The following is a 22285-nucleotide window of genomic DNA, read 5'->3' on the forward strand; positions in this document are numbered from 1 at the left end:
GATGCAGGGTGAAATGGTAGTCAGCGTTTCTCTATACTGCTCCTAATACTGTGAGGTAAGCGCATGACAGATGCCACAGCAAATGGTCTGGAGCGATCTGAAGTACCAGCCGTCGATCCGCTAGAACGCTACATTGGCAGTACGATTCGCGAAATGCGCCAAAAACTCGGACTCACCATTGCCGAAATTGCGGAACAGACGGGAATTTCGCGGGGGATGTTGTCCAAGATTGAAAACGCTCAAACTGCTACGAGTTTGGAAACATTGACGAAAATTGCCCGTGCTTTAGGTATTTCCCTGTCAGCCTTCTTTCGTAATTACGACGTACCCACGGGCAGCGCCCAGCTTGTGAAAAACGGCGAGGGTATGGAAGTCGTGCGTCGCGGCACAAAGCGAGGACATACCTATCAATTGCTGGCATACGATCGCGGTTCGACAAAACTATTCGAGCCTTTTCTAATCGCTATGGATGATGCTTCGGAAGTGTTTCCTACCTTCGAGCATCCTGGGGTTGAGTTTATCTATATGCTGGAAGGCAAGCTTGAATACCGTCACGGACAATCAACTTATTTGTTAGAACCTGGTGACGCATTGACTTTTCGCGGTGATATTCCTCACGGTCCTGAAAAACTGATCGAGCTACCGATTCGCTTTCTTGCCATCATTCACTATGTCACACCTGAAAGCTAATGGCGATCGCCTAAATCGGGAGCAGGGAGTAGGGAGCAGTGATGTACAGAAAAAAACTCGACCTTATAGGACAAGTGTAAAAAAATAGGTGGGCATTTGCCCACCTATTAATTAATTAGATTGTGTTGTCAATATCTCCACGGGCAAACGCTTGAAAGCAAGGCGTTCGTTTTCCACATCGACAAAAATCGTATCGCCGTCGTTGAATTCATTCCGCAGAATTGACTTAGCAATTTGCGTTTCCAATTCCCGCTGAATTGCCCGTTTTAACGGACGCGCACCAAATACGGGATCGTAACCTACTTCTGCCAAGAAATCTAAAGCAGCATCAGAAAGACGCAACGACATCTTGCGATCGCCCAGTCTTTGTTCCAATCGCTGAATTTGCAACTTGACAATCTGCCGCAATTCTTGCAATTGTAGGGCGTGGAAAATAATAATCTCGTCAATTCGGTTGAGGAATTCTGGACGGAAACTATTGCGCATCGCTTCCATCACCCGACTGCGCATTTCTTCATAGCGCGAGTCATCTCCGGCAATATCTAAAATGTATTGCGAACCGATGTTGCTGGTCATAATCACAATGGTATTCTTGAAATCCACCGTATGACCTTGAGCATCCGTCACCCTACCGTCATCTAAAATTTGCAGCATGACGTTGAAAACATCTGGGTGTGCTTTTTCGATTTCGTCAAATAGCACCACAGAGTAGGGACGACGGCGAATCGCTTCAGTCAGTTGTCCCCCTTCGTCATAACCTACGTAACCAGGAGGCGCACCAATTAAACGCGATACGGCGTGTTTCTCCATGTACTCAGACATATCGATCCGTACCAACGCCTCTTCGGTGTCGAAGAGATATGCGGCTAAAGCCTTGGCGAGTTCGGTCTTGCCTACACCCGTGGGACCGAGGAAAATAAAACTAGCAATCGGACGATTCGGATCGGCTAACCCAGCACGCGATCGCTGAATCGCATCAGCTACAGCTGTCACTGCTTCATTTTGCCCAATGACGCGATGGTGCAATTCGTCTTCTAAGTTGAGTAGTTTTTCTTTCTCAGTTTCGACTAATTTACTGATTGGAATACCCGTCCACTTAGAAATAACTTCAGCGATATCGGCTTCGGTAACTTCCTCCCGTAGCAGCGATTTACCTGTTTTTTGCGTTTGGGTTAACTGACTTTCAGCGGCTTGCAATTGTCGATGCAAATCGGTCAATTTGCCATATTTTAATTCCGCCGCTTTATTGAGATCGTAATCTCTTTCTGCTTGCTGAATTTCGACGTTGACGCGATCAATCTCTTCTTTGACAGACTGGATTTTATTAATAACATCCTTTTCAGCCTGCCATTGAGCGTTAAGCGCCCCTTGTTCTTCCTTGAGATCGGCAACTTCTTTTTCTAACCGTCCTAACCTTTCTCGCGAAGCCGGATCGCTTTCTTTTTCTAAAGATAAGCGTTCCATTTCTAATTGCAAAATCTTGCGATCGATCTCGTCTAATTCCTCCGGCTTTGAAGTGATTTCCATCTTCAACCGCGCCGCCGCCTCGTCTACTAAGTCGATTGCTTTGTCGGGTAAAAAGCGATCGCTAATGTACCGATTTGACAAAGTAGCCGCTGCAACCACAGCACTATCGGAAATTCTTACTCCGTGGTGGACTTCATACCGTTCTTTCAAACCGCGCAGAATTGAAATTGTGTCTTCTACGCTGGGTTGATCGACATAAACTTGTTGGAAACGTCGTTCCAACGCCGCATCTTTTTCAATATATTTACGGTATTCATCTAGAGTTGTCGCCCCAATACAACGCAGTTCGCCCCGCGCTAGCATTGGTTTGAGTAAGTTCCCTGCATCCATCGCCCCTTGGGTAGCACCCGCACCGACAACGGTGTGAATTTCGTCGATAAAGAGGACGATATTACCTTTAGACTCAGTGACTTCTTTCAATACCGCTTTCAGGCGTTCTTCAAACTCACCCCGAAACTTCGCCCCTGCAATTAATGCTCCCATATCTAAGGCGATTAACTTGCGGTCTTTGAGCGACTGGGGTACGTCACCAGCGACAATTCGCTGTGCTAAGCCTTCGGCGATCGCAGTTTTACCCACACCAGGTTCGCCAATCAGTACGGGGTTGTTTTTGGTACGGCGAGACAAAATCTGAATCGTGCGGCGAATTTCATCGTCCCGTCCGATTACAGGATCGAGCTTACCTTGACGAGCCGCTTCCGTTAAGTCGCGTCCGTACTTTTCGAGTGCTTCGTATTTGCCTTCTGGGTTTTGGTCGGTCACTTTCTGATTTCCACGCACTTGTTTAATCGTATTTTTTAGTTTGTTTTCGTCTAACCCAAACTCTTGAAATAAACTTCTACCGAAGCGATCGTCCTTAGCGTAAGCTAACAACAAATGCTCGATCGAAATGTATTCGTCAGCAAATTCCTGACGGTAAGCATCAGCTCTATCTAATAGGGTATCGAGGCTGCGTCCTAGATAAACAGAGCTAACGCTACCAGCAAGTTTGGGCTGACGTTGAATAAATTGCTCGGCGCGATCGCGTAATTTTGTGACATTAACACCAGATTTATTGAAAATACTACTTGCCAAGCCTTCTTGTTCCAGCAGCGCCTTCATTAAGTGTTCGCTTTCAATTTGCTGCTGCGGAACGGCTTTAGCAATATCTGGGGTATGGGCGATCGCTTCCCAGGCTTTTTCGGTAAATTGATTGGGATTAGTGGGTTGCATCCGTTACTCTCCCCTCCTCTTAAAATCTACTACTAACCATCAGAGCTATTTCTAGGCTATTCCTAGCTCGTACCTCCCTCTACGGTCATTGTAGAAATACTGACAGGGGATGCAAGATCGGTGTTTACGCAATCCATACGGGGTATTTCCGAATGGTTAGTGACTTAATGCAAAAAGTGCCTTACACCTGTCAACACCATCACAATTCCCAATTCATTTGCTGCCTTAACTGAATCTGCATCTCTGAGACTTCCACCAGGTTGAACGATCGCAGTTATGCCAGCAGCGGCGGCTGTTTTGACTGAATCATCGAAAGGAAAGAAACCATCGCTAGCTAGTACCGCACCTTGAGCTTTTTCTCCAGCTTGTTCTAAGGCAATTTGTACCGAACCGACGCGATTCATTTGTCCCGCACCTACACCAATGGTAGCGCGATCGCGTGACACGACAATTGCATTTGATTTGACGTGCTTGCAAACTTTCCAAGCAAATAGCAATTCTTCTAACTGGGCTGGAGTTGGTTGTTTTTCTGTCACCATTTGCCACTGTTTAGTGTCGGCAACCATATCGTCAGATGCTTGGACTAAGAAACCACCCGCGATCGCTTTTATTGTATGTAGAGACGTTTCATGGAACGTCTCTACATTTGGTAACATCAAAATCCTCACTTTAGATTTACTCGCCAGAATTTCCCGTGCTTCTGGTTCGCATTCTGGAGCAACGACGCATTCTAAAAATGTTTTTGTTAAAGCTGTAGCAGTAGCTGTATCAATCGCCCGATTTAAGGCAACAATTCCCCCAAAAGCCGAAACTGAATCAGCATTAAAAGCCTTTTCATAAGCTTCTGAAATTGTATTTCCCAATGCCGTCCCGCAGGGATTTGTATGTTTAATAATTGTTGCTGCGGGGAGATCGGTAAATTCTGTAATTATTCGCCTTGCTGCTTCTAAATCGACTAAATTGTTGTAACTCAATTCCTTCCCTTGAAGTTTAGTCGCAGCCGCCCAACCCGTTGCTGTCGTTCCCGTTTGATACCATGCCGCAGGCTGATGCGGGTTTTCCCCATAGCGCAAAGCTTGAACTTGTTCTCCTATCAGTGTAAATCTTTTAGGTAGTTCTTCCCTCACTCCTCGCTCCTCACTCCTCGCTCCTAAAAAAGAAGCGATCGCGCGATCGTAATTCGATGTATGCCAAAAGGCTTTTTGGGCGCAAGCGGCGCGAAATTCAAATGAGACTTCCCCTTGTTGGCGTAATTCCTGCAAATATGTTGCGTACATTGCTGGCTCGCACAATACGGTTAAATGGGCAAAATTCTTAGCCGCTGCCCGGATCATTGCGGGACCACCGATATCGATTTGTTCTACTGCTTCTGCTAAACTCACATCAGGCTTGGCGATCGTTTGCTCGAAGGGATAGAGATTGACTGCCACCAGATCGAAAGGGCGGATATTGTTAGCCTCTAGATCTGTCACGTCTTGCGGTACATCCCGCCGTGCTAAAATGCCACCATGAATCCGAGGATGAAGAGTTTTGACGCGCCCGCCGAGAATTTCTGGCGAACCAGTGTAATCTGCAACTTTAGTCACTGGTAGTTCTGCTGCTTTAATGGCTTGAGCCGTTCCGCCGCTGCTCACAATTTCAAAACCAAATTCTTCTACCAAACTACGGGCAAAATCGATCAGCCCTGTTTTATCAGATACACTCAGCAGCGCCAAACGTGCCATAGTTCCCAGTCCTTTGCAATTCAATTCAGACAAAGAACTATTGTACGTTGTTAGTTGTTGGTTGACAGTTATTCAGTTGTCAGCGATCGGGGAGTCGGAAGTCGGGAGTCGGGAGTCGTGGTAGAAATACAGATGACCAATGACCAATTACCGATGACCAATTACCAACTACCAATTCGTGGTATTAGACATTATGGAGATGTCAAATGGAGATTAGAGTAAATGGGACTCTTCGATCAAATCGTCAGTGCAGTCGGTAACTCTAACCAAGCTGGTAGCGCAGGTCAAATTGGTGCTATTGTCAACACGATCCAACAGCTCAGCAACAATACTGGTGCAGACCCTTCTACCCTACAATCAGTATTGTCATTAGTGGGCGGTCAGGTGCGCTCGTCTTTACAACAACAACGTGCTGTTAATGGCGAAGCACAAGCACGGGCGATCGTCAATCAGTATAGCGGCACGGAACCCAGCCCTCAAGCTGTGAATACTCTGTTTTCTTCTAACCAACAGCAACAACTGATCCAGCAAATTGCCCAGATGACAGGACTGAATTTAGGTTCGATCCAGCAGATGTTACCCATACTCGTGCCGCTAGTGCTGAATTTGCTACAATCTGGGACTCAAACTCAAAACCCCCAAGGCGGCGCTAATCCCGTCCTCAACGCTTTTCTAGATGCCGATCGCGATGGGGATGTAGATGTGGCTGATGCAATGCAAATGGCAAGCCGCTACTTAAGCCGATGAAATAAATTGTAAATTATGTCGTGCAAACTACGACATAATTTACTTTTACTCTTTTCTCCCTGATGAAAGTCGTTTTCTTCGGTACTCCTGAATTTGCCGTTCCGACTCTAGAAAAGCTACTCAGTCATCCAGAATTTGACGTTGTGGCGGTTGTCACTCAACCAGATAAACGTAGAGGGCGAGGCAATGAATTAATCCCATCACCAGTAAAAAGTGTTGCGACAGCACGGCAAATACCCGTGTGGCAACCTTCAAGGGTGAAAAAGGATGCTGAAACTCTGAATTTACTAGAACAGTCTGGGTCAGATTTTTTTGTGGTTGCTGCCTACGGACAAATTCTTTCTCAGCAGATTCTCGATCTGCCACGCTTGGGTTGCATTAACGTGCATGGCTCGATTTTACCCAAGTATCGCGGTGCTGCGCCCATACAGTGGTGTTTGTATAACGGCGAGACGGAAACCGGAATTACGACGATGTTGATGGATGCGGGGATGGATACGGGGGCAATGCTTCTGAAAGCATATACGCCGATTCATATCCTAGATAATGCCTACGAGTTAGCCGCCAGACTATCAACGTTGGGGGCAGATTTATTAATAGAAACGCTGATGCAATTAGCAAGTCAGGAGATCGAACCCATTCCCCAAGATAATGACGAAGCAACCTACGCACCTTTGATAAAAAAAGAGAATTATGCCCTCGATTGGTCAAAAACTGCGATCGCGCTGCACAATCAAATTAGAGGTTTCTATCCCAATTGCACGGCTACCTTTCGCGATCGCATTCTGAAAATACTCGCTACTGTACCTCTCAATGCTGCCTATACGTCGCAGCTCTCACCAGATTTGCAGCATCTACTTCATAACTTTTCTAATTTGTCAAGCGATCGCAGTCCTGGGGAGATCGTCCAGATTGTTAAGGGCATAGGAGCCGTCATTCAAACTGGTGCGGGTTTATTATTGTTACGGGAAGTCCAGCCAGCAGGAAAACGCCCTCAGTCAGGCTGGGATTTTGTCAATGGCAACCGCCTCACCGTGGGAGAGGTATTCTTTTAGTGCAATATTTTGCTTTTCTACATATGGGTTTCATAATAGCGACAGCGATCGCAGGGTCCCTCTGGGTTTACCGCACAACGGATCAACTCAGAATGGGCGTTGAAGCGACAGCTAGCATCGCCAATTACCCAGCGTCCCTCAACAAAACTTTTCTCTGCTGGTCGTGCCGCTGACTGTACGTAAAGTGCAATCTTATTTAAACGATAACGCCCCGCTTTCAATTGATAGCGGTGGCGACGTTCTAAAACAGCGTAGGTTTTTCCTTCTAGATCTAAATAGTTCCCTGGTTGGGGAGTCCAATCGAGCATAACTTTGCCGAGGGACTGACGCGGATGCGTCAGAATAACCTCGGTTAGTAAATCTGGTTCCATAACTCACATTCAGGTGTAATGCCGACTACTTTTTGGATGGTATCGCACAATTACCTTTGTCTGAGTAGTTTGAGACGATGTTTTAGGATTGGTAAACTAGAAATATCATGCTTAAAGCCTCAATCGCAATACTAAGCTACCAAGCATTTAACTTGCACGATTGGCGCGATCGAACCGCTTGCCACTATCAATCCCAGACATTTTGACTTTTGCCTTTTAACTTTTGACTTACGTTAGTACGCACCTTTGCGACCCAGTACTACCGCGATCGTTTTGAGTAGGATTTGGATATCCAACCACAGCGACCAGTTTTCCATATACTTGATATCTAGACTGACAACCTTATCGATTTCATAATCATCACTATTAGACCGACTAACTTGCCATAAACCAGTCATACCAGGTAAAACTTGGTAGCGGATAAAATGGCGATCGGCAAATTTCTCTACATCTGAGTTTGGTAAGTAGTAGGGCATAATTAAACGTAAGATAGAGAAAAGCCAAAAACTTGCTGATTTTGACCACTCATGCCTGCTCCTTTACGTATCGTTTTGACAGAGTCAGAAGACCGGACGTTGAGTGAACTTCGGGTTGCCAAAACCGTTGCTCAACGTACCCGAGATCGAGCACAAATGCTTCGACTCAATGCTCAAGGATGGGTAGTGCCAGCGATTGCCGAAATTTTTGAGTGCCAAGAGCAGACAGTGCGCGAAACCATCCGCCGTTGGCAGCAGCAAGGGTTAGGTGGATTATGGGATGCTAGTGGACGAGGAGCTAAAGCCAAATGGCAAGAAGCAGACATGGCCTACCTAGAACAATGCCTAGAGCAAGAAGCCAGAACCTATAATAGTCGGCGTTGCTGAATAGAGATATGAACTATTGAGGAACTGGAACATTCCAGAATTTGAGATAGTGCAGTAACAATCGAATTGAATATTTCAGCATTTCTTCTGATTTGGAGTAGCACAGTGTCTTTCGATGCAGCCGAGCCAGATAGTGCCTCAGTCTTGTATTTTCGGACTCAACTCTGGTCATATAAGTCTTACTGACAATTTGATCGCCGTCTGGAATAAAACCTGGATAAACACTCCAACCATCCGTAACATAAAAGTAGCACCGCCATTGGGCAACGATCGCCCATAGCGGGGCAAAGGTTTCAGCACTATGGTCGCCCAACGCCCAACCTAAAATCCCTGAAGTGAAGTGATCTACTGCTGTCCACAGCCAGATTTTGTTTTTTTTGCACCGACGAAGGTTTCTAGTTCATCTAGTTCACCGACTTGGGGGACTGTTTCTGGGGCATCAGCATCAGGCAGATTGTTACCTACTTGCTTGAGCCAGTGAATGATTGTCGTATGATGAACACCTTTAACTCGTTCAATTCCTCGAAAACCGATGCCATTCACATACATTTTCAAGCATTCCCGTTTGACTTCATCGCTGTAACCTCTGCATGTTTCATAGTGTTCAATGAATTGTCGCCCACAATCAACACAAATGTGGTTCTGTTTACCTCGCTTGATGCCATTCTTCCGAATATGAGTTGATTGGCACTCTGGACATTGCATCGCAACTTACCTCAATTCATACCTCTATTATGCAATGCCTCAATATTACAGTTGTAGATAAATAGAAGAATGAATTCGCTTTTGGTAATGGTAGTAACGAGCAGTAGCTTGATGAGATCTGCGCCAATAAGACCAACGCAAAACGTGTTCAAGACACCAGAATGTGGGAAACAAGAATCGAGATACCCACCGCTTCATCTCCCAGATACTTAGTCGGACAATAAACCTCGTGCCGCTTTGAACGCAGTTAGACTGCCAGTTGTTACTAGAGGTAAAGGGGGGGTAGAGGAGTGAATAGCAGGCTCACAAGAGTGTCGTAAGACGGTGAGAAATATTTGAGCAGCCAGGACGAGGGTGATGTGTCGATGCCAACCATGCCAGGAACGAACTTCGTACTCTCCTAAACCTAGCTGGTCTTTAGCAAATTTAAAGCACTCCTCAATCCGCCACCTTTGCCCGGCGATTTGAACCATCGTTTCTAGGGTAGTATCGCTCTTAGCAAATACTTGATAGTAGCTGACGCGAGGATCTTCAGGGTGTTCTAGAGAGCGGCGGAACAATAACCAACGTTGAAAACCATCTGATCTGTCACAATTAACTGGCACTTTCGCCCAGTCATAGTATCTTTCTCCCTTACTGCCAGCTCCACAGCTAAGACGTTGCCACAGCTGGCTGTCCGGCTGAGGTAACAGTTCTTGGGCTTGATAACGTTGCCAGCCAATAACTACAGGCTGCTTCTTGCTGACCGTGAGTATATACGGTTGTTTAGCAGTCTTTTCCAGCCACCACCACAATGAACCATCGTTGCCATAAACCTCATCAGCAACAAACCAGGCGGGACGTATTCCGTCTTTAAAAGCTGATTCCAACATCTGTTGTGCTAGTTGAGGTTTAGTCGCAAATGTGATTGATTTTGGAACTGCTCCCTTCTTACGTTTGCTTTGATCTTCACTCCATGTGCGCGGTAGATACAAACGGCGATCGATCAACGTATGTCCTTTGTCGCTAATGTAGGACATGAACACACCTACCTGGCAATTCTCCAAATGTCCAGTTGTGCCATAATACTGCACCTGTACGCCTACTGACTGCTCTCCTTGCTTCAGAAAACCTGTTTCATCAATTGCCAAAATATCTGTTTCACTCTTCAAATGCTCCACTGCATACTTTCTAATTTCTGCACACACTGCGTCCGCGTTCCACTGCGCCCGTCCTAGTAAATGTTGGAAGCGATAGGGATTGCTATACCCTACCTGTTCTGCCATTTGCCATCCATTCTTCCGCTCAACTGGGCTTAGTAGTGCCTGGATATAGTCATACGCTGCAAGACGTGCTTCAGAACGAGCGAAGTGCTTTCCCAGTTTTTGCTGAAACGCTTTCAATCTACTGCTCCATTGGGAGAGCGCTTCTAATGCAACACCTGTTAAAAACACGTTGGATGTATCAAGCATTGCTAAACTGTATTTCCTTACAAATCTAGTTTAGCTTATCTACAACTGTAATACAAAAATACCATCAGCCGCAATAGCTGTTTTATGCGCTGATAGTACAAACTCTCACTTATTCCCTTTGCCTCAATAATTGTAGGAAAGCCAGAAGAGCAAATTGCTGTGGGAATGAAGTACCAAAGTTCGGAGATCCGAGTCGCTGCTGAGTAAAGTCCGACAGCGCGATCGCCACTCGTTTGTCCCAACATAATCTGATCGATACGCATATAAATCATTATCGATAACCCCGAAAGCATCAGCGCCCAACTTTCTTTTAGTAAGGCGATCGCACGGGTAAGGCTCCAACGCCAAGCCCAAAAGCTATATCCTTGCATTCGATAGTTGATCGCTAACGCAATTGCACCTAACCCGCTTTCTAGCAAAACTACCCAAGCAAAAGCTATTAGAGATGCATTAATTTGAATCAAAATTACTTTGACAAAGGTGATAATGATAAACGCTAGATTCTTAGCAATAACCGTATATTTTGATTGAACCTGCACCTGAAACTGCAAATCAATTGTGTCAAAAGCTTGAAAAATAACCCCGGCTGACAACACACTGACTACCCAGTAAGTTAGCCGATCTCCTGAACGCAGTAGGGAAATGCTAATAAGTGCTAATCCAACTAATACAAATCCGCCCAGAAATTTGAGAAAGAAAGTAGTACCAAGAATTTCATCCTTATGTGAAGAGTTCCGTACAATTTCACGAACTACTATGTTATCTAGACCTAAAGTTGCAAATGGAGTTAGCAAAGCTACAAACGCAGTGGCATAGTTTAATAAACCAAATTGCTGCGTTCCTAAATAACGAGCCACCCACACACCCACAAGCAGCCCTACACCCATACGGCGGAGACGGTCAGCAAATAGCCAACCAGTATTTACCGCAACTTTGCGTAGCTGAGGATTTAATCTCTGGCTAATAGTTTCAATTGGTTTGAACATTGCCCCTGCTATGTCTTGCGCTTAGCTGTAGAACGCTGGCGACTAGTAGAATCTTCCTCCATGTAGTAATCCTTGACGTAATAGTAATAACTATCAGATTCGTTTTCCAAAATCACGCCGTTGACAACCAAACCCAAAACCTTTTGACCCGAAGACTGCAATAAATCTCTAGCATTAGCAGCAGTATTAGAACTCACAACACCAGGTCTTGCTACCATCAATAAACCATCTGTCATCTTACCCAACATCAGAGCATCCGCAGCGACTAAGACAGGAGGAGCATCAATAATTACAAAATCAAACGATTTCGCAAAATTATCGATTAAGGATGTCATTTGCACGGAATCGAGCAGTGCTACTGGATTAGGAGGAGTTACGCCAGCGGTGAGAATATGCAACTTAGGCAGAACCTCCTTGATTGCAGACTGGTAATCTACCTGATTAACGATCGCATCGCTCAAACCCTCAGTATTAGCCTTTTCCCAAATGTGGTGTTGCCTGGGACGGCGCATGTCTGCATCAACAATTAAGACTCTGTTTCCTAATTGAGCGATCGCCGCTCCTAAATTAGCAGAAACCGTAGATTTACCTTCTCCAGGGACAGAACTCGTAACTAAAATCACTTTCAATTTATCCGAACTGGAAAATTTTAAATTAGCCTGAAGCATCCGAAAAGCTTCCGCAATCGGCGCACGCGGAGTATCTCTGACTGGGAGGGCGATCGCAGCTAATTCCGCATTTTTACCGTCGGCAGCAGCTTTCTTTGTCAGAGAAGGAATAGCTCCTAAAAAGGTATAGCCAAATAACTCTCTTGCTTCCTTCAGAGTTTTAACCGATGTATCCTTAACTTCTAAGACTGCAACCGTGCCGCTTGACAACGCTACGCTCAACAATATCCCTGCTGCCAAGATCATCACTGGTTTAAGCAACAAAGCTTTTTCGGGAGCTAACGCAGATTCAATAATCCGAGCGTTACCCATATTTTGATTCTCTGCTACCTTCACCTCTTGCAGCTTTTGCAGCAGAATTTCATATGTTGATTGAGCGGCTTTAAGTTGTCTTTCGAGTTCCCGTTGTTGCTGTTCTAATTTGGGCAGAATGTCAGCTCTTTGTTTGTAGAGCTTATATTCACCCGATAAAGAAGCTAAACGACTTGCTAAACCCAAACGCTCTACTTCTAATTGAATATACGCTTCAGTCAGTTTTTGTTTACTTTCACCGATTTGTAACTTACCGTCAGCTACGGATCTCGCCTTTCCCACAGCCTGCGCGATTCTTTGGCTTAGTAAGCCTTTGAGAGCTGTTCTCTTTTGCTTAAGATTAGAGATCCCTGGATAGGTTTCGGCATAGCGCATCCGCAGTTGTGCTAGTTCGGCTTCGGTTTTTTGATATTCTGTTAAAACTCTTTGCACGCCACGAGACTGATTGAGCGCGTTGAGGTTCAAGCTATTATCTGCATCCATACCGACTTGTTGCCGCAGTTTTGCCAGCTTAGTATTAGCATCTGCTAATTCTGCTCGAACCTGAGCGATTTGTCCTTCTAAAGTTTGAATGACCGTGACTGCACCTTGTGCTTCTGCTTCTAAAGCAATTAGGTGATTCTGTTCTTTAAAGCGGCGCAGGGCGCTTTCAGCTCGCCGTACGCGGGCTTCAACATCGGGAATTTGCTTGGCAATAAAATCTCCGGCTGCTGTTGCCGTAACTCGGTTAGTTTGAATATTATTTTCTAGATAAACGTTCATTAATTTATTGACGACAGCAGCAGCTTCATCAGGACTGACGCTTTTGTAAGTTACTTGCATTACGTCAGTTCCACCAATATTTTTCAACTTTAGTTTGTTGATAAAATCTTCAGGCTTAAGTGGTTCATTTTTGCGATCGTCTTTGAGATTTAGCGCTACTATAGTTTTTTGTAAGAGGGGAATAGAACGTACTACCTCAATTTCTGTATTGACAGGATTACTTTGAAGATTTAAACCTTCTAAGTCTCCGATTCCCTGCCCCAAACCTGTGGGAGCAGCCGTTTGGTCGTTTTTCTTAACGATCAGTTTTCCAGTTGCTTCATAAACGGGTTTCTGCAAGCATACAGCTATAATTGCTAAACCCAGAATGGCAGTAAACACGCCCGTACCAGGTAGCCAACGGCGTTTTAAGATGATCCATAATTTTGAAAAATCCAACTCTAGATTTTCTGAGGTTTCAATAAGTCGCTCTTGCATAACTTAAACATAATAGAGAGAATAGTTCGGGTAAAGATTCCTGAAATACCAAGTTCTAAGTTCTCAGTACAGCGCGAATCTTTACAAAGTTATTAAGGTTTTTGAGATACTACAGTTCAGTAAACTAAATTTCAAATAAAAGCTAACTTGAGTAATACAAGATATCCAAGCGAGTTTTCACCGATAACTTTATTTCAGGCTAATTTACTTTTAAAACTTTTTCCGTGGATTTACGTATAGACGAAGGAAATCAAGGATTATATATCATAGCCATTTTCAATTGAATGAGATCCGCGAGTAGGGGCGCACAGCCGTACGTCCCTACAGAAATATTGGCGATCGCAAAGAGAAACGTTATCAAAAATTGCCCTTGTAGTGGAGAACAATTAGCAATTCCAAATTTGAATAGAAAAAATGGCGAAGAATCGAAAGCTAGCCGCTAAATTTTCAGACTCATTCATTCACTCTGCTATTTTTAGGAATTAGAAATTTACTCAAAATAAAATAGGCGATCGCAGCTGCAATAATGCCATTAATAGGCTTGATACCTGGAGAGAAGTAAGCAACTGCACTTGCTAAAACATAAGCAATAATCCCTGCCCAATTAAATGCAGGCTGTTTTTCTGTTAATGCAGGGAACTGTCCTTTATGATGCAACCAGTAATCTGCCATTATGACCCCACCAATGGGAGGAATAAACGTTCCTAGTAAAATGAGATAGGGTACGAGTAAATTATAAATTCCACCCCAGGCTAACACTAAAGCAACTGTAGCACCACCTAATACGAAAGCCGTCCGCTTGTTGGTACGGAACATATGTGCGCCTGCAACAGAGAATGCATAGATGGTGTTGTCTTGAGTCGTCCACATATTCAAGAACAACAGCACCAAACCCCAAAATAGCAATCCTTGCTGTGCCATGACTTGTACAATGTCTTCGTTACCGTAAACTAGAGCGCAGAATGCACCGCTAAATATAAGTAAGCCATTGGCAAAGAAAAAGGCAGTAAGGGTACTTATCCATGCTGTACGTCCCGAATTAGCAAATCGACTCCAGTTTGTGGCTTGAGTTCCGCCTGAAATAAACGTCCCGACAATAATTGTAATGGCTTCACCGATTGGCATCGGTTCTTTAGGGGCGATCGCCTGCAACCCTGCAAACCCTCCTACCTTTGTCGCGGCGATCGCCAAACTCCAAATCATTAAAATTAACATTGCTGGGACGGCAATTCGACTCAGCCAATCCATTGCCCGATAGCCAATATATGCTGTAGAACAGAAGAAATAAGTAAAAAACAGAATAATCAGCCAATTCCAGCCAGCCGGAACGCCTAAAAGCTTATTTGCCAACTCCGCCATCAGTGCCGATCCCCAAGCATACCAGCCAATTTGGGTAAAACCAAGCAGAAAATCAACCCAACGAGAACCCACATTGCCAAAGCTGAACCGCGACATCAAGACCGTACTTAGTCCCGTTCTGGCAGAAATATAAGCGAGTAAACTCGCATAAATGCCTAAAATTAAATTACCGATGACAATCAGCGAGACGAGATCGGGAAAAAACCGAAATGATGGACCTACCCTACCCCCAGCAAATAACGTTCCCGAGTATAAGGTAAAACCCATCAGCAAGGGAGCTAAAGACCAAATTGATTTACGTGCTGATGCAGGGACAGCACTCAAGGGATAATCTTCACTCACTGGCGATCGCGCTACGAATTGCTGTTCTTCTGACGTGCTACTCATACTCAGGCGAATAAAAGGTTGAAATTATTCTCAGGGCGATCGCGATCGAGTAAATGTATCATAGTTAACACGAGCTGCGCTGAATTTTGCCTTCCCAGCCTATCGAACTATAGCGATATGACTGCATAAATTCAGCTCGAAACTACAACATATAGCCGACCGAAAAGAGCGGAAATAACAGAAAATCTTACCTTGAGATGATGCGCGATCGCCTGAATATACTTTTGCATATATTAATAACTGTAGCTGCTAAGTAGTATGAATCGACAGAAAATAGCAGGCAAAGAAGAAACAAAGTTTATATTTAATTTTTTCCATTCATTGACTAAAAGTTGCACCTGATACAAATTTCTAATTTTTGACTTTTGTACGGGCAGGTTTAAATCATAAATTACTGATAATTAATCTGAAATTGAGAAAGAAAGCCGCCCCTACTTAAATTTTGACTTTTTCATAGGAGCCATGATGCCAATGAACGTCACTCAAAAGCTGATCCAGTCTCATTTAGTTGAGGGAAAAATGATTCCAGGGCAGGAGATTGGTCTGAAAATCGATCAGTCTCTGACCCAAGATGCTACGGGTACGATGGTGATGCTGGAGTTGGAAGCTTTGGGAATCGATCGCGTCAAAACAGAACTTTCTGCCCAATATGTAGACCACAATTTATTACAGACAGATTACAAAAATGCCGACGACCATTTATTTCTGCGTTCTGCCTGTCAGCGATTTGGGATTTGGTACAGTCGCCCTGGAAACGGTGTCAGTCATCCCGTCCACATGGAACGATTCGGTATTCCTGGGAAAACTCTGATCGGTTCTGACAGCCACACCCCCGCTGCTGGTTCTTTGGGAATGCTAGCTTTTGGGGCAGGTGGAATTGATGTAGCTATGGCGATGGCAGGGGAACCGATGTATCTCAAAATGCCGAAAGTTTTGGGCGTGAAACTTATAGGAAAGTTGCCCGACTGGGTAAGCGCCAAAGATGTCGTGCTAGAGATGCTACGGCGCTACGATGTCCACGGCTGTCGCAATACAATCATCGAGTACTACGGAACGGGGCTGGAAAACTTGAGTGCGATGGATCGGCACGTTATTGCCAACATGGGTACGGAAATGGGGGCGACAACGACGGTATTTCCATCCGATGCCGAGGTGAAACGGTTTTTAGCTTCCCAAGGACGGGGTGAAGATTGGGTAGAACTGATCGCCGATGCTGGCGCAGAATACGATCTTCATGACGAAATTAATTTATCTGAATTAGTCCCCCTGATTGCCTGTCCCAGCAGTCCTGGTAATGTCGTCCCCGTGCGAGAAGTGCAAGGCAGATCGGTACAGCAAGTGGTAATTGGTTCTTCCGCAAATCCAGGCATACGAGATTTTTGGATTGTGAGTCAAATTGTCAAAGGTAAAGCAGCAAGCGATCGCATTTCCTTTGATATTAACCCTACCTCGCGCCAGGGAATCGAGAATTTAGCTGCTATGGGAACGGCTTTCTTAGATCTAATCCACGCTGGGGCGCGGTTTCATCAAGCGGGTTGTCTCGGGTGCATTGGTATGGGACAAGCCCCCGCCTCGAATCAAATTTCTTTACGCACGTTTCCCCGCAATTTTCCTGGGCGATCTGGAACTGCTGACGACCAGGTATATTTGTGCAGTCCTGAAACAGCAGCAGCGGCAGCTTTAACGGGGGTAATTACAGATCCGCGAGATTTAGAACAAATCTATGGCATGAATTATCCTCAATTTGTCGCACCAGAAAAAGAGATTATTAATACAGAAATGCTTGTACCACCTCCTACAGATGGGAGTAAAATTCAGTTAGAAAAAGGACCAAATATTAAATCCTTGCCAGATTTTCCAGAATTACCAAATCGGGTTACTGCTCCCGTTTTACTTAAAGTTGGTAACAATATTTCTACTGATGAAATTATGCCAGCAGGGGCGCGAGTCCTACCATTTCGTAGTAATATTCCTGGAATTAGTCAGTTTGTCTACTATATGGTAGATGAAACTTTTGCAGAACGAGCTAAAGTTGCTCAGAAAGAATATAGCGGTCATGTCATCGTTGCAGGCGACAACTACGCCCAAGGTTCGAGCCGAGAACACGCCGCGATCGCACCCAAATATTTAGGACAAGTAGCGGTGTTAGCTAAGTCTTACGCTCGAATTGGGTGGCAAAATTTAGTTAATTTCGGCATTATGCCGCTAGAATTTGTCAATTCTGATGATTACGACACGATCGATCGCGATGATGAAATCGAAATTGTAGGATTGCACGATGCCTTAACTTCTGGACAACCAATTGTGGCTAAAAATAAGACAAAAAACCTTGTTTATGAAATGACTCATAGCATCAGCCCGCGTCAAATTAATATCCTTTTACATGGAGGTGTAATCAACGAATTTAGGGAAAAACTGAGCGATCGACAAGATTTAAGCGAAGATCCTAGCATTTCTGCCAAGCAAGAATCTTTGGCTGATAAACAGGATGTCTTGGGGTAATTGGTAATTGGTAGTTGGTAATTGGTAGTTGTAAGTTAATCCTTCTCCCCGTTAGATCTCATTCTATTTACCGATCGCTATTTATAACTCTTGGAGGAGATAGCAATCAAAACTTCTGTGACAGACTACGGATTAATTCAGTAAAAAAATCTTGCCCAACTGTTAGGAGAAAGATTATGGGTATAGGCGATTTTTTTAAAAACATTCCTGGTGTAGGCGATCGCAGACGAGATGACGATCGAGATTATCGAGATCGCAATGACGACGACGATCGCAGATATCGCCATCGCGATGAAGGTGAGGACGACGATCGCGAGTACAGATATCGTTCGCGGGTAGAAGAAGAACGAGAATATAGAGATCGGTACGACGAAGAGGATGAAGACGACAACGATCGCAAGTATAGAAGGCGCGATCACGATGATGACGATGAAGATCGAGAGTATAGAAGTCGCAGTCGGGATGACGATGATGACGATCGGGAATATCGATCCCGCGATCGCGATGATGACGATGATGAATAATGTGAATTTTGATGGCAAACTTGCCAGTAATTCACAAAACGGGAAATAGCAAATTTGTGAACTTGCAATTGTAAGTAAGTGCTAAATTGACTCACGAAATCTGGATTAGCGTTAGTAACTCAACTAGCGCTATTTTGTTAGCTTAATAAAGCTATAAAGTTTAGTTTCGAGCGGTACGCAGCCCTGTTTGTACGTCTTTTGCGATCGAAAAGTCTAAATACAACTATCGCTTTGTTATTAAAAATTCTTTTGATTTAATCATGACAAGTTGTTAGAGAATACTCTTAATCGATCTCCCAAGGAGTTTTTATGGAGATAGGCGATTTTCTCAAAAATATTCCTGGCTTTCCGCAAGACCGCCGAGATGATAATGACGATCGCAAATACAGAGACGACGATCGCAGATCTAGAAGGCGCGATGATGACGACGATGACGATCGCAGGTATAGAAACCGCGATGACGATGACGATCGCAGATATAGAGACGACGATGATGATGACGATGACGATCGCAGATATAGAAGCCGTAAACGCGATGACGATGATGATGATGATGACGATGATGATGACTAAAACCGTCGTCTTGAGTTTGAGCTAGATTGCAGCACCATTTTTGCTTAGAATGAACCAAGTAAGGCTTCGTTTGGCGTTAGCTTCTCTGTTAACGCCATTTTTGTCGCTCTAAACTATTGCATATCTAATTTTGCACCATGCAATTAACCAGCATCAGATATACTGTGTCTCAGCTTTTTGACTTTTGACTTTTCACTTTTGACTTTCTAATGCAAGATCGACTTCGCGCCCATGTATTCGTTTCTGGTAGAGTCCAAGGAGTGGGCTACCGAATGTCAACGGCTCAGATGGCTGTTGAGATGGGGTTGCATGGCTGGGTGCGCAATCTACCAGATGGGAGAGTAGAAGCCGTATTTGAAGGAACGAGAGAATTGGTAGCAGAGGCGATCTCGTGGTGTCGTCAGGGAAACCCGCCTGCTGTTGTTAAAGACGTGGCGGTTGAGTACGAGACACCAGAAGGATTACGCAAGTTTGAGATCCGACGTTGAGTTAACAAGTAGAGGCAGCCGTGCGCTACTGTTTAGGTTTATGACAGACAATGGCAGCGATGTGGAAATCGCGATCGCGCCTGGTGTAGTCTTTTTTAGACCATCTAGAACGCTTAGGGGAATTTTTCTGTCAAATTGTTTCATCTGCCTCTATTTAGAAAATACTATACTGAATATTGGTTTTATCTGTAGTCGTTCTTCAAAATAGGTAATCTTTACTATGCACGATCGTATTGCCGATATCCGTATTGATAATTCACATATCTTAATAACTCCGAAAGAACTAAAAACAAAGTTACCTTTAACGGAAAAAGCAGAAAAAACTGTCCTCCGCTTTCGGAAAGAATTAGAAAATATATTAGATGGTATAGATAATAGAAAGTTTATTGTAGTTGGTCCCTGTTCTATTCACGATGTTGCAGCAGCAGAAGAGTATGCGGGAAAATTGAAAAATTTAGCAGACAAAGTTCAAGATAAATTACTACTGATTATGCGCGTGTATTTTGAGAAACCCCGCACGACAGTAGGATGGAAAGGATTGATTAACGACCCCGATATGGATGATTCTTTCCATATTGAAAAAGGGCTGCATTTAGCCCGGAGCTTATCATTAAAGCTGGCGGAAATTGGCATCCCTGCGGCAACAGAAGCACTCGATCCAATCGTACCGCAGTATATCAGCGAACTCATGTCTTGGGCGGCGATCGGTGCGAGAACAACTGAATCACAAACTCACCGAGAAATTGCTAGTGGGCTATCGATGCCAGTAGGATTTAAGAATGGGACTGATGGTGGGATTCAGGTAGCTCTCAATGCCCTCCATGCAGCTAGTACACCTCACAATTTTCTGGGTATCGATCAAAGAGGACGAGTGAGCGTTTTTAAAACTAAAGGAAACGCTTACGGTCATATTATTTTACGCGGTGGTGGTGGCAAGCCTAATTACGATACTGCCCATGTTAAGAAAGTAGAAGAGAAGTTAAAAGAGGCAGGTTTACCTCCACGAATCGTCATCGATTGTAGCCACGGTAACTCAAACAAAAATTACAAATTACAAACTGTAGCCTTTAACGATGCGATCGCGCAAATTGTAGAAGGAAATACATCAATTCTAGGGATGATGTTAGAATCTCATTTGCATGAAGGTCATCAGTCTATTCCTTGCGATTTGTCAAAATTGAAATATGGTATTTCAGTGACAGATCAGTGTATTGGTTGGGAGCAAACTGAGGAAATTATTTTGGCAGCTCATGAGAAATTAAGTAAGGAGGCGATCGCAGTAGGTGGTTGAGATCCCCCCAACCCCTCTTAAAAAGGGGGGCTAGATCCCCCCAACCTCCTAATAAATGTAGAGACGTTACATGTAACGTCTCTACAGTGAAATTACCGATCGCTTTCCCACAAACTAACAGTTATATTCAGAGTCAAAAAATTGCTCGATCTCAATGAATGACTCTGAATCTGGACAGCCTATTCGCACCACGTTACAGCAAATCTGGGGATATTCAGATTTTCGTCCACCCCAAGGGGAAATTATTCGTAGTATATTATCAGGGCAAGATGCTTTGATAATTATGCCCACGGGTGGGGGTAAGTCAATTTGTTTTCAACTTCCGGCGCTACTGCAAACAGGTTTAACTATAGTCGTTTCACCCCTAGTAGCGTTGATGGAAAATCAAGTTAAAGAATTGCGCGATCGCCATCTTCCTGCTGCTTTATTACACAGCGAACTACCAAAAGATAGTCAATTTAAAACTCTACAACAATTAGAACGGCAACAGTTAAAATTACTCTATTTATCGCCAGAAACCTTACTCAGTAAACCTATTTGGGAAAGGCTATCTCAACCACAATTACACATTAATACTTTAATCTTAGACGAGGCTCATTGCTTATCTCAATGGGGAGATACATTTCGTCCAGCTTATCGCCGTTTGGGTACAGTGAGAGCGACTTTACTTCAGTCTAAACCAGTTGGAGCAAAAATTGCGATCGCCGCTTTTACTGCAACTGCCGATCCGACAACTCAGCAGACAATTCAGCAAGTCTTACAACTACAACAACCAACAATTTTTCGTCAAAATCCCTACCGTTCCAATCTGCATCTTCAGGTAAAAATAGTTTGGACACCTAAAGGACGGAAACAACAATTAGAGAAATTTATTCAGTCACAACAAGGAGAAGCGGGATTAGTCTACGTGCGTACCCGCCGCGATAGCGAAAGTTTAGCAGAATGGATGACGCAACGAGCATATGTGACTGCGGCTTATCATGCAGGCTTGAGTCCAGAAGAACGCCGTAGAATTGAAGCTAGCTGGTTGAGTGGCGAAATACAATTTGTCGTCTGTACCAGCGCGTTCGGAATGGGAATCAATAAACCTAACGTGAGATGGGTGGTACATTTCCACTCTCCCTTATTATTATCAGAATACGTGCAGGAAGTTGGACGTGCTGGTAGAGATGGAAAACCTAGTATTGCTTTAATGCTAATTAGCGAACCTACGGGATGGTTAGATTCAGAAGATAAACAGCGTCAGCAGTTTTTTGAAAATAAAATGCGATCGCTATATTTATCAGCACAACAATTAGCCAAAAAACTTCCAGTGAAGGGAGAAGTAGAGGCTGTAGCACGCAAATTTTCTGATGGTGCGATTGCGTTATCTCTCCTCCACAGTGCAAATTTGTTAGACTGGCAAGATCCATTTCATTACACGATCCGTCAACCGATTAAACTACAACCACCTAAACAATTTCTTGCAGTACAGCAGATGACTCAGTATCTCACAACGAAACAGTGTCGTTGGCAGTATTTGTTAAAATGTTTTGGTTTTAGTCAAGAATTACCATTTTCAGGTTGCGGACATTGCGATCGATGTAAAAAACATGAATTATGTAAATAGAT

Annotated in this window: 19 protein-coding genes and 1 pseudogene; 11 read left to right on the top strand and 9 right to left on the bottom strand. The window is 44.2% G+C overall.

The features are described 5' to 3' along the window. Positions 1-63 precede the first annotated feature (63 nt). A complete protein-coding gene (locus tag N4J56_RS26475; RefSeq protein ID WP_317109158.1) occupies positions 64-690 on the top strand; it encodes an XRE family transcriptional regulator in 627 nt (208 codons plus the stop codon). A gap of 111 nt (positions 691-801) precedes the next feature. Here the strand turns inward: N4J56_RS26475 and clpB are convergent, their stop codons facing one another. Both clpB and purH read right to left on the bottom strand, forming a co-directional pair. After that, positions 802-3429: an ATP-dependent chaperone ClpB gene (clpB, locus tag N4J56_RS26480; protein ID WP_317109159.1), complete on the bottom strand. Its 2628-nt coding sequence runs from the start codon at positions 3427-3429 to the stop codon at positions 802-804. A 164-nt stretch (positions 3430-3593) separates the two neighbouring features. After that, positions 3594-5153 carry a bifunctional phosphoribosylaminoimidazolecarboxamide formyltransferase/IMP cyclohydrolase gene (gene purH, locus N4J56_RS26485; protein WP_410500598.1) on the bottom strand — a complete coding sequence of 520 codons (1560 nt, stop codon included), beginning with the start codon at positions 5151-5153 and terminating at the stop codon, positions 3594-3596. A gap of 57 nt (positions 5154-5210) precedes the next feature. On the opposite strand from purH, the gene N4J56_RS26490 reads away from it, so the two are divergent. From N4J56_RS26490 to fmt, 3 genes are all read left to right on the top strand, one after another. Further along, positions 5211-5375, top strand: coding sequence for a hypothetical protein (locus N4J56_RS26490; protein WP_317109161.1), 165 nt, complete (start codon positions 5211-5213; stop codon positions 5373-5375). Beyond that, positions 5376-5900 carry a DUF937 domain-containing protein gene (locus tag N4J56_RS26495; RefSeq protein WP_317109162.1) on the top strand — a complete coding sequence of 175 codons (525 nt, stop codon included), beginning with the start codon at positions 5376-5378 and terminating at the stop codon, positions 5898-5900. It begins immediately after the preceding gene. A 62-nt stretch (positions 5901-5962) separates the two neighbouring features. Beyond that, positions 5963-6955, top strand: a complete 993-nt coding sequence (gene fmt, locus N4J56_RS26500; RefSeq protein ID WP_317109163.1) for a methionyl-tRNA formyltransferase — start codon at positions 5963-5965, stop codon at positions 6953-6955. Positions 6956-6972: 17 nt separating this feature from the next. Here fmt and N4J56_RS26505 read toward each other — a convergent pair whose 3' ends face one another. Continuing rightward, positions 6973-7326: a DUF6464 family protein gene (locus tag N4J56_RS26505; protein ID WP_015156599.1), complete on the bottom strand. Its 354-nt coding sequence runs from the start codon at positions 7324-7326 to the stop codon at positions 6973-6975. 233 nt (positions 7327-7559) lie between these two features. Then, entirely contained in the window at positions 7560-7802 is a 243-nt protein-coding gene (locus N4J56_RS26510) for a sugar transferase (protein ID WP_317109164.1), read from the bottom strand. A 51-nt stretch (positions 7803-7853) separates the two neighbouring features. On the opposite strand from N4J56_RS26510, the gene N4J56_RS26515 reads away from it, so the two are divergent. Next, entirely contained in the window at positions 7854-8189 is a 336-nt protein-coding gene (locus tag N4J56_RS26515) for a helix-turn-helix domain-containing protein (RefSeq protein ID WP_317109165.1), read from the top strand. Positions 8190-8202: 13 nt separating this feature from the next. Here the strand turns inward: N4J56_RS26515 and N4J56_RS26520 are convergent. From N4J56_RS26520 to codB, 5 genes and pseudogenes are all read right to left on the bottom strand, one after another. Further along, positions 8203-8894: pseudogene (locus N4J56_RS26520) on the bottom strand (IS1 family transposase). A gap of 209 nt (positions 8895-9103) precedes the next feature. Beyond that, positions 9104-10345 carry an IS701 family transposase gene (locus N4J56_RS26525; RefSeq protein WP_317104652.1) on the bottom strand — a complete coding sequence of 414 codons (1242 nt, stop codon included), beginning with the start codon at positions 10343-10345 and terminating at the stop codon, positions 9104-9106. Between the two features lie 35 nt (positions 10346-10380). Then, positions 10381-11331, bottom strand: coding sequence for a flippase (locus tag N4J56_RS26530; RefSeq protein ID WP_317109166.1), 951 nt, complete (start codon positions 11329-11331; stop codon positions 10381-10383). Between the two features lie 8 nt (positions 11332-11339). Further along, positions 11340-13550, bottom strand: a complete 2211-nt coding sequence (locus N4J56_RS26535) for a polysaccharide biosynthesis tyrosine autokinase (protein ID WP_317109167.1) — start codon at positions 13548-13550, stop codon at positions 11340-11342. 453 nt (positions 13551-14003) lie between these two features. Further along, on the bottom strand, positions 14004-15296 hold the full coding sequence (gene codB, locus N4J56_RS26540; protein ID WP_317109168.1) for a cytosine permease: 1293 nt from the start codon (positions 15294-15296) through the stop codon (positions 14004-14006). 462 nt (positions 15297-15758) lie between these two features. Here codB and N4J56_RS26545 point away from each other — a divergent pair, with 462 nt between their 5' ends. From N4J56_RS26545 to N4J56_RS26570, 6 genes are all read left to right on the top strand, one after another. Further along, positions 15759-17798 (top strand): aconitate hydratase, encoded by a 2040-nt coding sequence (locus tag N4J56_RS26545; protein WP_317109169.1) that lies wholly within the window; start codon positions 15759-15761, stop codon positions 17796-17798. A 176-nt stretch (positions 17799-17974) separates the two neighbouring features. Beyond that, positions 17975-18322: a polyribonucleotide nucleotidyltransferase gene (locus N4J56_RS26550; RefSeq protein WP_317109170.1), complete on the top strand. Its 348-nt coding sequence runs from the start codon at positions 17975-17977 to the stop codon at positions 18320-18322. A gap of 309 nt (positions 18323-18631) precedes the next feature. Then, positions 18632-18895 (top strand): hypothetical protein, encoded by a 264-nt coding sequence (locus tag N4J56_RS26555; protein ID WP_317109171.1) that lies wholly within the window; start codon positions 18632-18634, stop codon positions 18893-18895. A gap of 209 nt (positions 18896-19104) precedes the next feature. After that, positions 19105-19383 carry an acylphosphatase gene (locus tag N4J56_RS26560; protein ID WP_317109172.1) on the top strand — a complete coding sequence of 93 codons (279 nt, stop codon included), beginning with the start codon at positions 19105-19107 and terminating at the stop codon, positions 19381-19383. A gap of 220 nt (positions 19384-19603) precedes the next feature. Continuing rightward, complete coding sequence (locus N4J56_RS26565; RefSeq protein ID WP_317109173.1) at positions 19604-20674, top strand: 3-deoxy-7-phosphoheptulonate synthase; 1071 nt, start codon at positions 19604-19606, stop codon at positions 20672-20674. 154 nt (positions 20675-20828) lie between these two features. Then, the gene (locus N4J56_RS26570; protein ID WP_317109174.1) at positions 20829-22283 is read left to right on the top strand and encodes an ATP-dependent DNA helicase RecQ; all 1455 of its coding nucleotides are present in this window, start codon (positions 20829-20831) and stop codon (positions 22281-22283) included. The last annotated feature ends 2 nt before the right edge of the window (positions 22284-22285 follow it).

This window comes from Chroococcidiopsis sp. SAG 2025, from assembly GCF_032860985.1.
In the GTDB taxonomy this organism is placed as follows: domain Bacteria; phylum Cyanobacteriota; class Cyanobacteriia; order Cyanobacteriales; family Chroococcidiopsidaceae; genus Chroococcidiopsis.

What these genes read in the sequence shown, in the direction of transcription:
- N4J56_RS26535 (WP_317109167.1), bottom strand. Translation starts at nt 13,550, where the DNA reads ATGCAAGAGCGACTTATTGAAACCTCAGAAAATCTAGAGTTGGATTTT.
- N4J56_RS26550 (WP_317109170.1), top strand. Translation starts at nt 17,975, where the DNA reads ATGGGTATAGGCGATTTTTTTAAAAACATTCCTGGTGTAGGCGATCGC.
- N4J56_RS26560 (WP_317109172.1), top strand. Translation starts at nt 19,105, where the DNA reads ATGCAAGATCGACTTCGCGCCCATGTATTCGTTTCTGGTAGAGTCCAA.
- N4J56_RS26565 (WP_317109173.1), top strand. Translation starts at nt 19,604, where the DNA reads ATGCACGATCGTATTGCCGATATCCGTATTGATAATTCACATATCTTA.
- N4J56_RS26530 (WP_317109166.1), bottom strand. Translation starts at nt 11,331, where the DNA reads ATGTTCAAACCAATTGAAACTATTAGCCAGAGATTAAATCCTCAGCTA.
- codB (WP_317109168.1), bottom strand. Translation starts at nt 15,296, where the DNA reads ATGAGTAGCACGTCAGAAGAACAGCAATTCGTAGCGCGATCGCCAGTG.
- N4J56_RS26515 (WP_317109165.1), top strand. Translation starts at nt 7,854, where the DNA reads ATGCCTGCTCCTTTACGTATCGTTTTGACAGAGTCAGAAGACCGGACG.
- N4J56_RS26525 (WP_317104652.1), bottom strand. Translation starts at nt 10,345, where the DNA reads ATGCTTGATACATCCAACGTGTTTTTAACAGGTGTTGCATTAGAAGCG.
- clpB (WP_317109159.1), bottom strand. Translation starts at nt 3,429, where the DNA reads ATGCAACCCACTAATCCCAATCAATTTACCGAAAAAGCCTGGGAAGCG.
- purH (WP_410500598.1), bottom strand. Translation starts at nt 5,153, where the DNA reads ATGGCACGTTTGGCGCTGCTGAGTGTATCTGATAAAACAGGGCTGATC.
- N4J56_RS26510 (WP_317109164.1), bottom strand. Translation starts at nt 7,802, where the DNA reads ATGCCCTACTACTTACCAAACTCAGATGTAGAGAAATTTGCCGATCGC.
- N4J56_RS26495 (WP_317109162.1), top strand. Translation starts at nt 5,376, where the DNA reads ATGGGACTCTTCGATCAAATCGTCAGTGCAGTCGGTAACTCTAACCAA.
- N4J56_RS26555 (WP_317109171.1), top strand. Translation starts at nt 18,632, where the DNA reads ATGGAGATAGGCGATTTTCTCAAAAATATTCCTGGCTTTCCGCAAGAC.
- N4J56_RS26570 (WP_317109174.1), top strand. Translation starts at nt 20,829, where the DNA reads ATGAATGACTCTGAATCTGGACAGCCTATTCGCACCACGTTACAGCAA.
- N4J56_RS26475 (WP_317109158.1), top strand. Translation starts at nt 64, where the DNA reads ATGACAGATGCCACAGCAAATGGTCTGGAGCGATCTGAAGTACCAGCC.
- N4J56_RS26505 (WP_015156599.1), bottom strand. Translation starts at nt 7,326, where the DNA reads ATGGAACCAGATTTACTAACCGAGGTTATTCTGACGCATCCGCGTCAG.
- N4J56_RS26545 (WP_317109169.1), top strand. Translation starts at nt 15,759, where the DNA reads ATGATGCCAATGAACGTCACTCAAAAGCTGATCCAGTCTCATTTAGTT.
- fmt (WP_317109163.1), top strand. Translation starts at nt 5,963, where the DNA reads ATGAAAGTCGTTTTCTTCGGTACTCCTGAATTTGCCGTTCCGACTCTA.